The organism is Methylobacterium sp. Leaf100, from assembly GCF_001422845.1.
GTDB lineage: Bacteria > Pseudomonadota > Alphaproteobacteria > Rhizobiales > Beijerinckiaceae > Methylobacterium.
Genome location: NZ_LMMW01000001.1, coordinates 238,987 through 252,769, shown reverse-complemented (window position 1 = coordinate 252,769; position 13,783 = coordinate 238,987). Strand labels below are relative to the sequence as shown.

Below are 13,783 nucleotides of genomic sequence, written 5' to 3'. Positions count from 1 at the left end.
CGTCGCCGCACCCCGGGGGGCGGGGACTTGGCCGACCCCGGCGGCAATCCGGCCGGTGGCCGTCTGGTGCGCGCCGCTTACCAGCAGGAGGTCGCTTGCCGTGTCCTGCACCGTCACGATCTCAGCCCGCATCCCGCGACAGGCATTCCGGCGCGCGGGTAGCACCCGGGCGCAGGTGATCGATCCGCCCCGCGATCTCGGCGCCGGCCTGGCTCGCCCGGGTCGACAGGACCTTCATTTCGCCCGCCACCATGCAGAGGCCGCGCCCGGCTTCCCCGCCCGCGCCGCCGCGATGGAGATGGTCAGCGTCACCAGGTCGGTCCGGCCCGCGAGGGTGCGGATGAGGTCGCCGATCCGGCCGATCCCGACGTGGCGCCCCACGAGGTCCGCGAACACCCCGGCCGCCCCGTCGGTGGCTTCGAAAACAACGGTGCATTCGCTGCGATCGGCGCCGCTCTTCCCCGAACGGCCTCTTGGAAAAACAACCTGAGGTAACGATACTGCCCCGTGCCTTCAGCGGGACAGCCGATGCCGATCGACGCAGACATCCTCGCCGCCATCGTGGCGGAACTGACGAGCCGCCCGGGTCACGAGAAGGTCCGGGCCCTCCTGCACCGGCTCCTAACCGATGCGCTCGGCGCTCGCAGCGAGCAGATCGCGTTCGAGCGAAAGATACCTGAGGTTAACGGGCGCGTGGACGCCCTCCTCGGGCGTACGATCATCGAGATCAAGGCGGACCTGCGCCGGGAGCGGCCGGCCGCGGAGGCGCAGCTCGCCCGCTACCTGCCCGAGCGCGAGCGGGCGACGGGCCAGCGCTACGTCGGCCTCGCCACGGACGGCGCCACCTTCACCGCCTACGAGATGCGCGACGGCGTCCTGGTGGCGCTCACCGGCCACGACGTGCGCGTGGCCGAGGCGGCCCGCCTCGTCGCCTGGCTCGAAGGCGTCATCGCCGTGCGCGACTGGCTGCCCGCCGACGCCATCGGCATCACCGGCGAGCTCGGGCGCGAGAGCGCCGCCTTCGCGCGGACCCTCGGCCTCCTCGCCGCGGCCTGGGACGCCCTGGAGCGCCACCCGGAGGCCGTGCTCAAGCGCCAGCTGTGGTCGCGCCACCTCGGGATCGTCTACGGCCGAACCATCGACGACAGTACCCTTTGGCTCCAGCACACCTACCTGGTGATCCTCGCCAAGGCCATCGCGGCCGGCACCATGGGGTCGGGCCGCTACACCCCGGCCGACCTCCTCTCCGGGCGGCAGTTCCGGGAAGCCGGCGTCCACGGCGCCGTCGAGACCGACTTCTTCGGCTGGGTCCTCGACGCGCCGGGGGGCGAGGCCATCGTGGCGGGCCTTGCGGCCCATGCCGCCCGGTTCGATCTCGGCAGCGTCGACGTCGATCTCCTCAAGGTTCTCTACGAATCCCTCATCGATCCCGAGCAGCGCCACGATCTCGGCGAATACTACACACCCGACTGGCTCGCCCGGAAGGTCGTGCGCCGCGCCCTCGACGCGCCGGCGGACCAGAGCTGCCTCGATCCGGCCTGCGGCTCGGGCAGCTTCCTGTTCCACGCCGTGCGCCTCAAGCGCGAGGCCCTGCTGGCCGCGGGCGTCGAGCCCGGCGCCGTGGCGGCGCGCTGCTGCGCGTCGGTGACGGGGTTCGACGTCCATCCCGTCGCGGTGATCTTCGCCCGGGTGACCTATCTCCTGGCCCTCGGCGAGGCCCTGCCGGCCCGGTCCGGAGATATCTCGCTCCCGGTCTACCTCGGCGACGCCCTGCAATGGAACGTCACCCGCGACGGCCTGATGCGCGACCTCGTCGTCGAGGTGCCGCGCGATCCCCGCGAGGGCCGCAAGGGGGCGCCGCTCCTGCGCTTTCCCCTCGATCTGTGTGCCGACCCGGCCCTGTTCGACCGGGTGGTCACCGCCCTGCACGCGGCGAGCGAGGCCAGCTGGCGGGTCGAGGCCTTCGTGGCGAGCCTGCCCGGCCTCGGCGTGCCGCCCGGGCAGGTCGAGACCCTGCGGGCGACCTACGTCACCTACGACCGCCTACGCCGGGCCGGGCGCGACCACGTCTGGGGGTTCGTCGCGCGCAACCTCAGCCGGCCCGTGGCGCTCTCGGACGGCGCGCGGGTGGACGTGGTCATCGGCAACCCGCCCTGGCTGTCCTATCGGTACATGGCCCGGCCGATGCAGCGCCTGTTCCGCGACACCGCCCGGCGCCTCGGTCTCTGGGTCGGGCCCGACGAGGCCCGCCTCGTCACCCAGACCGATCTCTCCGGCCTGTTCTTCGCCCGCGCCGCCGAGCTCTATGCCCGCCGCCCGGCGGGACACCGCGCCGGCGGGCGCGTCGCCATGGTTCTGCCCCTGGCGGCCCTGAGCCGGGGCCAATTTCGCGCCTTCCGCACCGGGGACTGGACCGGCCTCACCGTCGCCTTCACGGAGGGTTGGGTGCTCGACAACCAGGCGGTCGCGCCGGTCTTCCGGGTCCCCACCTGCGTGCTGTTCGCCGAGGTCACCAACGGCCGGGCCCGGGCGACGCCGGCGCGGGTCACGGCCTTCGCCGGCCGCCTGCCGTCGAAGGATGCGCCCGAGGCCCTGGCCGACCGTCATCTTGTCCTGCGCGACGCACCGGCGCCGGAAGCGGCGAACTTCGCCGCCGTCTCGCCCTACCGCGACCGCTTCCGCCAGGGGGCCTCCCTGGTCCCCCGTGTGCTCTGCCTCGTCGAGCGCGTGCCCGTGGGCCGGCTCGGCGCCAATCCGGGCGCGCCCCTGGTGCGGAGCCGCCGCTCGTCCCTGGAAAAGATGCCCTGGCGCGACCATCCGGGACAGCAGGGCGCCATCGAGGCGCGCTACCTCCGCCGCGTCCACCTCGGGGCGACCATCGCCCCGTTCCGCGCCCTGGACCCGGCCGAGGGCGTGATCCCGGTGGCGGACGGCGTCCTCCTCGATGCGCGTCAGGCGGCCGGAGCGGGCGCGCCGCGCGCCGCCGCCTGGCTGCGCGAGGCCGAAGCGGCGTGGACCGGGAAGAGCGCCGGCACCATGACCCTGAAGCAACGGTGGGACTACAATCGCGGGCTCGCAGTTCAGTTTCCCACCGCCCCCCTGCGGGTGGTCTTCGCGAAGGCCGGCACCCGCCCGGCGGCCTGCCTCCTCGATGGTGACGAGATCATCGATCACAAGCTCTACTGGGCTTCTGTGGAGAGCCGGGCCGAGGGCCTCTACCTCCTCGCCCTACTCAACAGCGAGGCTGTGCGTCGGCGGATCGCGCATCTCCAGAGCCGGGGCGAGCAGGGCACCCGCGATTTCGACAAGCTCATGTTCACCCTGCCGATCCCGCTCTTCGACGCGCGCCTGCCCCTCCACGCCGAACTGGCGCGGTATGCTGAGACCGCCGAGGCCGTGGCCGACGGGGTCGCGCTCGTGCACGACCTTCCGTTCCAGAAAGCCCGCGCCCTGGTGCGGGCGGCCCTCCTGGCGGACGGCATCGCGGCGCGGATCGACGGCGCCGTCGAGACCCTACTCGGGCCGGTGGTCGGCGGGCTCGTCGTGCCGGTCGAGGCCAGGCTCCCGGAACCGGCCGAAGTCTGACCATCGTCCGCTCCCCCGAGCGCGGAGCAGTACGGCCAAGCTTTCTCCGGTGCGACCCTGCGATGGGTGGCCGGTTCGGTGCGTGCGGAACGAGGTTTCCTCACGCAAAACGCGATCTTTCACCGAGAAAGACGTTTGCCGGTCGCACAGAACACTGGCAGCGGCAGACTATTTTTTTGGCGTATTGAACGACATTGCGCCGACTGCGTTGCCAATCCAAGACGAACACATTGGATGGAACGCACCATGCGCACGACGACACTCGCCCTCGCCGCCACCCTCGCCCTGTCGCTCGCCGGAGCGGCGTTCGCTCAGACCCCGGCCGGCGGCGGAAGCGCCACCGGCAACATGAACAATCCCGGGAGCGTGAAGAGCAACGGCGAGAAGATGAACGAGCGCGCGACGGGCTCGGCCACGGGCGACACCACCGGCACCGTCGGCGGTGCCCCGGGGGCTGCGGGCGGCGCCGGCAACATGGGTGGCGGCACCGGTGCGAGTTCCAACACCGGCGTTGGCCTCGGTGCGGCCGGAAACACCCAGGGCCCGCGCCAGTAACATCGGCGCAGGTTCGGACCGAAGGGCGAAGCGCCGTTCGGTCCGGGCCGTTCTCCAAGAGCGATCGACCGGAAGGGCTGGGGGTTTCCCCGGCCCTTTTCGTTTGGCCGGGGCCGGCTTCGTCCCACCCGTCGTTCGATCCCGTACAGCCCCCGTACAGCCCCCTGATCTGCGTCGGCCTGTACTTGTTGCGTTAGCTATGGGGTGCGCTAGCCACGCGGAAGAGCGTCTTTACATTTGATCAAGCAAGGCGGGGCACGGTTTTTTCATTTCTCTCCGTCAATCAAGAGGAGAACGAGCGACACGTTATTCGGTGCAGGCAACGATGGTTTCGATCTTCCGCACAACAAGAGTTCACACCAACACCGCCGTCGACTGCGCTGACTTGGGCCATGTCTCGCGCACCGCAGGGTTGGAAACATCGACTCGACGGCCGGACGTCGACTTCGTCGCTGCGCGCGACCAAAGCAGACGGACGCGTGGAGCGGGCGTCCGGAACGCCCGAGTGATGGCCGCCCGAGTCCTGGCAGCCCTGGCCGCCCTGGCGCTGGCGACGCCGCTCGGCTCCGTTCGCGCCGAGCCCGCGCCCAGCGACCTCGAGACCCTGCTGACCTGGTCCGCCGATCTGCCGCCCCGGGGGACCGCGCGCGACGGTGAGAACCCGCTGCACAACCGAGTGGTGTTCGTGTCCTTCGTCAGCGCCGGCTGCACCATCGGGTGCGTCGTCCGAACCCGCGACTTCGACAAGGCCGCCCGCGCGGTCCCCGAGGCCCTGCGGACCCGCGTCGCCTTCCTGGCCATCGGCACCGATCCGGCCGGCGACGACGCCGGACGCCTGCGCGCCTTCGCGGACGGCCTCGTCGGCCGGGAAACCCCCTTGCGCTTCCGCACGGGCGACGCGGCCGGAACGGCGGCGCTGGCAGCCCGGCTGCACTACCCGGCCGCGTCCCTGCCCGAACCGCCCCCGACGATCCTCGCCTTCGACCGGCGCGGCCGGATCGCCATGACCTACGCGGGGGACAGCGTCGATGGAGACCGCCTCCTGCGCGATGCGGCCCTGCTCGACACCTTCGCGGACGGCATCGGCCGCCCGCCGCGCGTCGCCCCCGACGCCGCCCCCTTCTGATCGGCTCCCGCCCCGGCGCGCCGGGGTCCTGCCCGTTCGGTTCCCCCCGATGCGACACCGGTCCCCGCGACGGGGACCGGCGCCCATCGTCATCCAACCTGCCGAGGAGATCTTCGTGACGACACCGACCCTGGACGCGGTTCGAGACCGGGCCTGCGCCCGCAGGACCTCGCTCCTTTCCGCCACCATCCTGGCGAGCTTCGTGCTGCAACCGGCGCAGGCGGCCCGCTTCGGCGTCGTCGTCAACCCGGTGGCGGACCCGCTCCTCGCCGGCCTGGCGATCCCCGACAACGCACCGACCGCCGGGATGTGGTCGGGCGTGCGCGACTGGCCGATGAACGCGATCCACCTCGGCCTGCTGCCGAGCGGCAAGGTCGTCTCCTTCGGCACCGCCGGCGGCAATCCCGGCGTGCAGGACGGCCGGACCTTCGACATCTGGGACCCCTACCGCGGCCTCGCGCGGGAGAGCCACCTCACCCTGCGGGGGCCGGGCGGCGTCAACAGCTTCTGCGCCACTGATGCCTTCCAGGCCGACGGCTCGCTCCTGATCTCGGGCGGCATCTTCGAGGCCGGCAACGACAAGGGCAGCGCCATCCTCAACATCACGGCCAACACCGTGACGGCCGCCGGGGCGCGGCTCGCCAACGATCGCTACTATTCCACCATGCTGACCCTGCCGAACGGGCAGCAGATCATCATGGGCGGTTCGTACCCGTATCTCGGCGGTTACGCCGATCCGCAGGGGAGCATCGACCGCGGCTGGATGACCGGCATGACCCCGGAGGTCTACGATGGAGGGGCCTGGCGCAGCCTGTTCGGCGCCACGAGCCGCGAGGCGTTCGGCCCCGATTTCGGCCGCTTCTGGTATCCGCGTGCCTGGGTCGCCCCCAACGGGCGGATCTTCGGTATCTCTTCCGAGCGGATGTGGACCCTCGATCCGGCGGGGAACGGGGCCGTCACCACCATGCCGTTCCGCGAAGCGCAGCGGAACGCCGGCACGGCGGCGGATGCGCCGAACGTCGGCCCCTCCTCGACGGCGGTGATGTACGAGCCCGGCAAGATCCTCCAGGTCGGTGGCAACAGCTACGACAACGGCAACGGCTTCCTCGCGAGCAGCCGCGCCTCCCTCATCGACATCAACGGGGCGGCTCCCGTGGCCACCGACGCCGCGCCCATGAGCACCGGGCGCGCCTGGGCCAACGCGACGATCCTGCCCAACGGGATCGTGGCCGTGACGGGCGGCAGCAAGTGGAACGACCGCGGCGGCGGCGACGTGGTGCTGGCCTCCGAGTTCTGGGACCCGAAGACCGGTCGCTGGTCCGTGGGCGCGTCCGGGGCGGTCTATCGCGGGTACCACTCCACCGCGATCCTGATGCAGAACGGTGCCCTGCTCATCGCCGGCGGCGGCGCTCCGGGCCCCGTCGACAACCAGAACGCGGAGTTCTTTTATCCGCCCTACCTGTTCACCACGGTCGGCGGCCGGGCGGCCCTCGCGCCGCGGCCGCAGATCATCAGCCTGAGCACCAACCGCCTGCAGCACGGCCAGGCGATGCAGTTCGAACTCGCCTCGCCGAACGGGGTCGCGCAGGTGGTGCTGATCGGCCTGAGTCAGGTCACGCACAGCTTCAACACCACGCAGCGCCGCTACCCGGCGAGCTTCACCCAGACCAACGGGACCGTCACCCTGCAGACCCCCCCCAACACAGCGATCGCACCGCCGGGCTACTATCAGCTCGTCGCCATCGACGAGAAGGGCGTGCCCTCGCCGGGCGTGATCGTCGCCCTCGGCGCCGTCGCCGCACCGCCGCAATCCGCGGCACCCATCGTCGGCACCCCGGCGACCGCCGGGGGAACCGGCACGGCCGGCGGCGGCACCACGGCCGGCGGGGGCGGCACGGGGACTGGCACCGGCACCGGCGGCACCGGTACCAATCCGGGCACCGACACCGGCGGGGGAACCGGGGGCCTCGGCACCGGTGGGGGCGGCCCGCTCAAGGCGGCGAATTCCGGCCTGTGTCTCGCCATCCCGGCCGGTGACGTCAGTGACGGCGCGCTCGTCACCCAGCAGCCCTGCTCCGGCAAGGCCGAGCAGAACTGGAAGATCCAGGCCGTCAACGGCGGGTCCGCCCTCGTCAACGCCGCCACCGGCAAGTGCCTCGATGCGAGCCTCGCGACACCGCTCGCCAACGGAAGCCGGGTCTACCAGTGGGGTTGCCACGGCGGCACGAACCAGGCGTGGACCCCGCGGGCGCAGGGCGGCGGCAACGCCTACGTCTCGGTGGCGGCCAATCTCTGCCTCGACGTCTTCGGCGCCACCACGCAGGCCGGTGCCGGAACGGTGGTGTGGGCGTGTAACGGCGGCGGCAACCAGACTTTCACCAGCCCTGTCACCGCGACGGGCGGCGCCACGGGACCGGTGGCGGGCGCAGCTTCGGCCTTCACCCAGCCGGGCACCGGAAACTGGACCGAGATCGGGGTCGGCGCGAGCAAGATCGCAACGGCTGCCGATGGGACAACCGTTACGATCAACCGGGACAACGGAACCGTTTGGCAGTACGTCGCCGACAATGTCTGGAAGCAGCTGCCCCTGGCCATGAAGGACGTGGCTGTGGTCAAGGCCAACAGCATCTACGGGATCGGCATTGATGAGAAAGTCTATCGCTACGACGGGACGAAGTGGACGCTCCTTGAGGGTGCCAACAACGTCACCATCGCGGCGGCGGCCGATGGGACAGTGGTGGTCGTCAACCGCAACAACGAAGTCTGGGTCAAGCCCACGGACGATACCCAGGTGAACTGGCGGCGCCTGCCAGGCACCGCCCGCAAGGTGGTTCCGATGAATGGCAGGAGCTTCTGGTCCATCGGCCTCGACAACAACGTCTATCGCAGCGACGGCGTCGCCGGCTGGGTCTATGTCGGCAACGCCGTCAGTGACATCGCCGCCTCCGCCGATGGCAGCGTCAGCGTGGTGAACCGGAACAACGGCATCGTCTGGCGCAAGATCGGTGACAATACTGTCGAGGCCTGGGCGCCGATCCCGAACTCCAAGGCGGTGTCGGTGGCGATTCCCAACAGCCAGCGCGCCCTGGCCATCGGTCCGGACGCGAAGGTCTACCGGTACTGAGTGTTCGTGACCGAGCCTCCGTCGCGCGTGCCCCCGGGCTTCCGCGACGAGGGCCGATTGGCCGGGCGGGGACCCGCTCCAAGCACGCGGACGGCTTCGCCGTCCGCGTGCAACCCTGTATGAGAAAGCGCCGCATGCATAGCGACGGCGCCAACGTCACCTTGCTTCGCGAAAGAAGGCAGGGAATGGATAGGGTCTCGGCTGCCGTCTCGACCAGGGGTGGTAAGACCGCCGGCGGTACGGACGGCTTCACCCTCGTGGAGATGCTGGTGATCCTCGCGATCATGGGCATCGCCGTGACCATGGCCGCCCGCTCCATGGGCGGCGGCGCTGACCGGCGCGCCCTCCACGTCGCCGACGCCATTGCGGCCGAGATCGGCCGGCTGCGGGCCGATGCCCTGCGCTCCGGCCGCAGCGGGCGCCTGGTGTTCGAACCGCCGACCGGCCGCTTCCTCAGCTCCCGGGCCGGCATGGCGCCCATCGGCGCCGCCGCTCTGCGGGTGAGCGTGGAGGCCGACGGGCCGGACCGTGCGGTGCCGGGCGAGATCCGCTTCCTGCCCGACGGCAGCTCGACGGGCGGCCGCATCGTCCTCGACACCGGGGCCGCCCGCCTCGTCGTCACGGTCAGCGCCCTGACCGGCCGCGTGCGCCGCGACGGGGTCCGATGACGACCGGGACGCCTCGGCCGGGCGATCGCCCCGAGGCCGACGCGGACGCGGCCGGCTTCACCATCGTGGAGGTGCTCGTCGCCTTCGCGGTCACGGCCCTCGCCACCCTCGTCGCCCTCGAGACCGGGGCCGGGCTGGTCGCGGGACTCCGCCGCGTCGATGCGGTGCGGGTCGCCGTGGACGAGGCCGAGGGCGTCGTCCTGCGGCGGCTGTCGCAGGGGCGCCTCGCGCCCGGCCTGACGCAGGGGGCCTTCTCCAACGGTGCACCCTGGACCCTCGCGGTGAGCGATGCCCGCCCGGCCCTCGGCCTCGTGCGCGCGCCGCCGCTCTGGCGCATCCGGGTCACCCGGGGCGGCCCCGACGGCGAGCCGGTCTTCGCGACGGTGGTCACGGGGGATCCCGATGGCTGACATGGACGCGGACGCCCGCGCCGACGAGTGCGCCGATGCATGGGTCGATGCGCGCCGGGCCGGCTTCACCCTGGTCGAGATGATCGTCTGCCTCGCCCTCGCGTCGCTGATCGGCGTTCTCCTGATCAACACCATGCGGATCGCCGGCTCGGCCTCCGTCGACGCCGCGACGGCCGCCCGGGCCGAGGACGTGCAATCCGTCCGCGATCACCTGCGCCGGACGTTCGGGGGCCTTGCCCGGCGCCGCGTCGACGGCCGTCGCCCCCCCCTGCGCGGCGGCCCCGACGGGCTCACTGCGGTGATCGGCGCCGACGCGTCCCTGGAGCGGACCGAGGAGATCGCCGTGTCCCTGAGCGGCCGTCCGCGCGCGGACGGCACCGTCGATCTCGTGGAAGCCCGCGCGCCGTCGGAGGCCGCGCCCGGCGCCGGCGCCCGCACGGAGGTTCTGCTGGAGCGCGTCGCCGGCTTCGAGATCCGCTACTTCGGCGCCCAGGCCGAGGGAACCCGCCCGTCCTGGCACGCGACCTGGCGGCCGAACGAGCGCCAGCCCACCCTCATGGAGATCTCGGTGGCGTTCCCGCCGGGGGACCGGCGCCGGTGGTCGCCCCTCCTCGTCGCGTTCGGGGATCGGCCGTGACGGCGCGGCGCGAAGCGGCGGAGGTCCGGCGAGCCGGCTCCGGGGCCGAAGGCGGACGGGCGGGCTTCGTGCTCGTCTCGGTGCTGGTTCTCCTCGCGGTGGTCAGCGCGATCCTCACCACCGCGATCCTGCAGGCCCGCTCCGGCACGGCGTTGACCCAGGCGCGGGCGGCGAGCCTTCGCCTGCAGGGCGTGGCCGACGGGATCGCCCGGTTCCTCGCCTACGATCTCGCCATGCAGCGGACCTACCGGGCCGCCGGGCTGGCGCTGCCCGAGGACGGGACCGTCGTGGTCTGCCGGCTCGCGCCGGGGCGGACGGCGTGGCTGTCGCTGCAGGACCAGGGCCGGCTCATCGACGTGAACACCACGCCGCGCCCGGCCATGGAGGAGGCCTTCCGCCTCCTCGGAATCCCCGACGCCACGGTGCTCGCCCTCGCCGCCGAGATCGTCGACTACCGCGATGCCGACGACGTGCCCGAGCCGAACGGCGGAGCGGAGGCGCCGCAGTACCGCGCCCGCGGCCTGGCGCGAGGTCCGAAGAACGCCCCCTTCGCCAGCCCCGACGAGATCGAGCGCCTGCCCTCCATGACGCCCGAAATCGCCGCGACCCTGGCCCCCGTCCTCACGGTCTACAATGAGGGCGGGCGCTTCGATCTCGCGGCCCTGATCGGGACGGTAAAGCCGTCGGCGCTGCGCTCGCTCCCGCAGGCCTCCGGGCCGGTGCCCTCGCCGCGCCAATACTACCGGATGCAGGTGGTGGTGGCGGGCCGGCGGGCGCGGGCCGGGCGCTCCGCCCTCTACGCCATGGGTGGCAGCCGGACCGGCACCGACTTCCTCGTCTGGCAACAGGCGGCGCCGCCCCTGGCCGCATCCGGACCCGACCACCCGGCCTGCCGGATGATCGTGGCGGTCCTCGGTCCCGAGGCCATCGGGTCGGAGGCCGGTCCGGCCCTCCCGTGACGACGCGGGAGGTTCTGTCGCAGGCTCCTCGCCGTGTCCGCCGCGTTGCCTGCTGCGAACCCAATCACGCACGCGCACCCGCCAGCTGGAGATCACATGGCCGCCACCGAGAAAGCCGCAGTCTACACGCTCAAGCAGGCCATCGCCGCCAAGGTCGACGACCATGTCGAGATCGCCGTCGAGGCCGAGGACGGCACCAAGTTCAAGATCGTGGCCACGCCCGAGCAGCTCGAAGCCCTGACGGGCGACCTCGAAACCATCCTCGACGCTGACGACGCCTGACCGCCCAGCGCCACCCCCTCGGGGGTGCCCGAGGGAATTTCGCCGCGCCACCCGCCCCGGGCATCGGGGCCGGGTGGCGCGGGTTTCCGTGCGTCGTCGCTCGGCCGATACGTCCCGTCACGCCTCGGACATCAGCCGGACCGAGAAGGCGGCGAGCAGGCTGCCCATGAGCCGCCACTGCGCCAAGAGCCAGCGTCGCGCCAGGAGCCGGGACGGGCGCCTAGCGAGCGCCCTGGTCTGGTCGACGGCGCATCACAATCCGTTGGTCGATGCCGTCCTCGAACTGGTGGGACAGGATTCCGACCGGCCGTCGGCGGATCCGGGATGAACGTCCCCCGCGGCTTCCTTGATGTGCCGCTTCCGAGGCAAGGCCGACGGGCTTCGACGGCGTGCCCCGGGGAGCCGGCCCCGCCTCTCACCTTCCGGCGATCCGCGTGATCGATGGCACCGCCACGGCCGCCCCGTCGCCGAGGTGTCAGCCGGCGGGGACCGACTCCGACATCCGTGGAAAAAAACTCCGGTGGGCGTTCCCACCCGTGGCCTTGGCGGCGTAGAGCGCCCCGTCGGCCCGGTCGAACAGTTCGGCCGCGCCGCAGCTGCCGGTCCGGGCGATGCCGATGGAGGCCCCGAGGTGGACGACGCGGCCGTTGCCCTCGATCCGGGTGCCGAGGGCGGCGATGATCCGGTCGGCGCAGGCCTCGGACCCCTCGGCTTCGAGGGGCCCGTGGAGCAGGACCGCGAATTCGTCGCCGCCGATCCGGGCCACGAGGTCGCCGGGCCGGCAGGCGTCGTGCAGGCGCGCGGCCGCCTCCGTCAGGCAGGTGTCGCCCCGCGCGTGCCCGAAGGTGTCGTTGACGGCCTTGAACCCGTCGAGGTCGATGAGCAGCAGGGCCGCGAAGGCAACCGCGTCGGCACCGGGCCCGTCGAGGGCGGCGAGGCCGGCCTGGAACACGCTGCGGTTGGGAAGCCCGGTCAGGTCGTCGAACTCGGCGCGGTGCCGGGTGCGGTCCGCCTCGCGCTTCTCCTCGGTGATGTCCTGCTTCATGCCGAAGATTCGCACGGGCACGCCGTCCACGCACTCCACCGTGGCGGTGAGGCGCATCCAGCGCCGCCGGCCCCGCGCCGTGACGATCTCGGTGTCGAGGTGGAAGCCGCCGCCCTCGGCGATGGCCCGGCTCCGCAGCGCCTGCATCGTCGCGAGGGACCCCGGCGGGTAGCACCGTAGGGTGGCGTCGCGGTCGAGACGGTCGCCGCGCGGAATCTCGAAGAGGTCGTAGACGCCGTCCGTCCAGGTCAGGCGCTCGTCGGACAGGCGGCACTCCCACACGCCGATCCGGGCGCCCCGCGCCGCGCCCTCGAAGGTGTTTCGCGATTCGGCCAGGGCCGCGCCCTGGTCGCGGACGATGGCGGTGAGAAGGGCGCACTCGGACTTCGCCCGCGCCAGGGCCGCCGTGTCCTGCCGCCGCGCGAGGGTGAGCGCCACCGCGAGGGCGTAGCCCGACAGGCACGCGCCCTGGGCCTCGGACAGACCGGGAAGGCTGGGATCGAACAGGCTCAGGGTGCCGAGGTCCCCGTCTGGTCCGAGGGGAATGTCCACGAGCCGTCGCGGCTCGGCCCGACCGGTCCCGCTGCGCACCAGAACCCCGTCGGCGAGGCGGACCTCCGCGCACGCAACCCCCACCGCACCGCGCAGGGTGTCGAGCAGGCCGACGAGGGGGTCCGCCGCCGTGGAGGATACGCCCCACGGCCCCACCGGGATCGGCTCCGAGGGAAAATCCGGTTCGGACCACCGTGCCACGAACATGAAGGGTCGCTCCATCCGTGCAACGCTGCACCGATGCCGTACCCTATCGCACGAACCTGAAGGAAAAACCCCGGTCCGCGTCCTATTCGGCCGTCCGGCTCACGGCGAGGATGTCGGCCGTATCCAGGGCGGCCTCCGCCCGCTCGAAGGCGGGTTCGGCGCTGGCGACATCCTGGCGCGTCAGCACCGGCTGGAGTTGGCCGGCGAGCTGCTCGCCGAGGTGGCGGGTGTAGGCGGTGCGGAAGAACCGCTCGCCGCTGCCGCGGCCGTAGAGTCCGTCATGCGCCCGCACCATGGCGTCGACCTCCGGCCGGCACAGGAAGCCGATGACCCCGGCGGCCTCGTACCAGCGCCCCGCCCGCGCATGCTTCATCGCGGTGGGATTCGCCAGGATGGTCTCGGCGAAGCACGCCGTCGCGACGGTTTCGAGGGGGGACATCACCGCGTGCGGTCGGGCCGGATTCCGGGGGGCGGCCCCGGCCTCGGACCCGAAGCCCGTCAGGACCGCGATGGCGCCCAACAGCCGAATCGTCCCGAGCAAGCCAGTCTTCATCGCGCCACGCCCCGATCGAACCCTGCTTCGAATCCGAACGAGTATTCCGTGGGAATTTCGGCGGGAACAGGGCCGGGATG

General features: G+C 72.2%; 13 protein-coding genes. 10 read left to right on the top strand and 3 right to left on the bottom strand.

The features are described 5' to 3' along the window. Window positions 1-234 precede the first annotated feature (234 nt). On the bottom strand, window positions 235-396 hold the full coding sequence (locus ASF25_RS22425) for a hypothetical protein (RefSeq protein WP_156368807.1): 162 nt from the start codon (window positions 394-396) through the stop codon (window positions 235-237). A 132-nt stretch (window positions 397-528) separates the two neighbouring features. Here ASF25_RS22425 and ASF25_RS01105 point away from each other — a divergent pair, with 132 nt between their 5' ends. The 10 genes from ASF25_RS01105 (at window position 529) to ASF25_RS22410 (ending at window position 11,674) form a co-directional block, all read left to right on the top strand. Beyond that, complete coding sequence (locus ASF25_RS01105; protein ID WP_056302745.1) at window positions 529-3,585, top strand: N-6 DNA methylase; 3,057 nt, start codon at window positions 529-531, stop codon at window positions 3,583-3,585. Between the two features lie 246 nt (window positions 3,586-3,831). Then, window positions 3,832-4,140: a hypothetical protein gene (locus ASF25_RS01100; RefSeq protein ID WP_056303143.1), complete on the top strand. Its 309-nt coding sequence runs from the start codon at window positions 3,832-3,834 to the stop codon at window positions 4,138-4,140. A 508-nt stretch (window positions 4,141-4,648) separates the two neighbouring features. Next, window positions 4,649-5,266 carry a hypothetical protein gene (locus ASF25_RS01095; protein ID WP_056302744.1) on the top strand — a complete coding sequence of 206 codons (618 nt, stop codon included), beginning with the start codon at window positions 4,649-4,651 and terminating at the stop codon, window positions 5,264-5,266. A gap of 115 nt (window positions 5,267-5,381) precedes the next feature. Then, window positions 5,382-8,390, top strand: coding sequence for an RICIN domain-containing protein (locus ASF25_RS01090; protein ID WP_056302742.1), 3,009 nt, complete (start codon window positions 5,382-5,384; stop codon window positions 8,388-8,390). Between the two features lie 185 nt (window positions 8,391-8,575). Beyond that, window positions 8,576-9,058 carry a prepilin-type N-terminal cleavage/methylation domain-containing protein gene (locus tag ASF25_RS01085; RefSeq protein WP_056302740.1) on the top strand — a complete coding sequence of 161 codons (483 nt, stop codon included), beginning with the start codon at window positions 8,576-8,578 and terminating at the stop codon, window positions 9,056-9,058. Next, window positions 9,055-9,468, top strand: coding sequence for a prepilin-type N-terminal cleavage/methylation domain-containing protein (locus ASF25_RS23050; protein WP_056171885.1), 414 nt, complete (start codon window positions 9,055-9,057; stop codon window positions 9,466-9,468). The genes ASF25_RS01085 and ASF25_RS23050 overlap by 4 nt, the downstream gene beginning before the upstream one ends. Beyond that, the gene (locus tag ASF25_RS23450; protein WP_162239239.1) at window positions 9,461-10,105 is read left to right on the top strand and encodes a prepilin-type N-terminal cleavage/methylation domain-containing protein; all 645 of its coding nucleotides are present in this window, start codon (window positions 9,461-9,463) and stop codon (window positions 10,103-10,105) included. Before ASF25_RS23050 ends, ASF25_RS23450 begins: the two co-directional genes overlap by 8 nt. Beyond that, window positions 10,102-11,064: a type II secretion system protein GspK gene (locus tag ASF25_RS23445; RefSeq protein ID WP_056302736.1), complete on the top strand. Its 963-nt coding sequence runs from the start codon at window positions 10,102-10,104 to the stop codon at window positions 11,062-11,064. Before ASF25_RS23450 ends, ASF25_RS23445 begins: the two co-directional genes overlap by 4 nt. 96 nt (window positions 11,065-11,160) lie before the next feature. Continuing rightward, window positions 11,161-11,346 carry a hypothetical protein gene (locus tag ASF25_RS01065; RefSeq protein WP_056171881.1) on the top strand — a complete coding sequence of 62 codons (186 nt, stop codon included), beginning with the start codon at window positions 11,161-11,163 and terminating at the stop codon, window positions 11,344-11,346. 166 nt (window positions 11,347-11,512) lie between these two features. Beyond that, window positions 11,513-11,674, top strand: a complete 162-nt coding sequence (locus ASF25_RS22410) for a hypothetical protein (protein WP_156368804.1) — start codon at window positions 11,513-11,515, stop codon at window positions 11,672-11,674. A 147-nt stretch (window positions 11,675-11,821) separates the two neighbouring features. Here ASF25_RS22410 and ASF25_RS01060 read toward each other — a convergent pair whose 3' ends face one another. Continuing rightward, the gene (locus tag ASF25_RS01060; protein WP_082502445.1) at window positions 11,822-13,150 is read right to left on the bottom strand and encodes a diguanylate cyclase; all 1,329 of its coding nucleotides are present in this window, start codon (window positions 13,148-13,150) and stop codon (window positions 11,822-11,824) included. Window positions 13,151-13,232: 82 nt separating this feature from the next. Next, window positions 13,233-13,703, bottom strand: a complete 471-nt coding sequence (locus ASF25_RS01055; protein WP_056302734.1) for a hypothetical protein — start codon at window positions 13,701-13,703, stop codon at window positions 13,233-13,235. Window positions 13,704-13,783: the final 80 nt, after the last annotated feature.

Coding starts and splice junctions, on each gene's coding strand:
- ASF25_RS01060 (WP_082502445.1), bottom strand. CDS start 13,150: ATGTTCGTGGCACGGTGGTCCGAACCGGATTTTCCCTCGGAGCCGATC.
- ASF25_RS01055 (WP_056302734.1), bottom strand. CDS start 13,703: ATGAAGACTGGCTTGCTCGGGACGATTCGGCTGTTGGGCGCCATCGCG.
- ASF25_RS01095 (WP_056302744.1), top strand. CDS start 4,649: ATGGCCGCCCGAGTCCTGGCAGCCCTGGCCGCCCTGGCGCTGGCGACG.
- ASF25_RS23050 (WP_056171885.1), top strand. CDS start 9,055: ATGACGACCGGGACGCCTCGGCCGGGCGATCGCCCCGAGGCCGACGCG.
- ASF25_RS01105 (WP_056302745.1), top strand. CDS start 529: ATGCCGATCGACGCAGACATCCTCGCCGCCATCGTGGCGGAACTGACG.
- ASF25_RS01100 (WP_056303143.1), top strand. CDS start 3,832: ATGCGCACGACGACACTCGCCCTCGCCGCCACCCTCGCCCTGTCGCTC.
- ASF25_RS23450 (WP_162239239.1), top strand. CDS start 9,461: ATGGCTGACATGGACGCGGACGCCCGCGCCGACGAGTGCGCCGATGCA.
- ASF25_RS22410 (WP_156368804.1), top strand. CDS start 11,513: ATGAGCCGCCACTGCGCCAAGAGCCAGCGTCGCGCCAGGAGCCGGGAC.
- ASF25_RS01085 (WP_056302740.1), top strand. CDS start 8,576: ATGGATAGGGTCTCGGCTGCCGTCTCGACCAGGGGTGGTAAGACCGCC.
- ASF25_RS01065 (WP_056171881.1), top strand. CDS start 11,161: ATGGCCGCCACCGAGAAAGCCGCAGTCTACACGCTCAAGCAGGCCATC.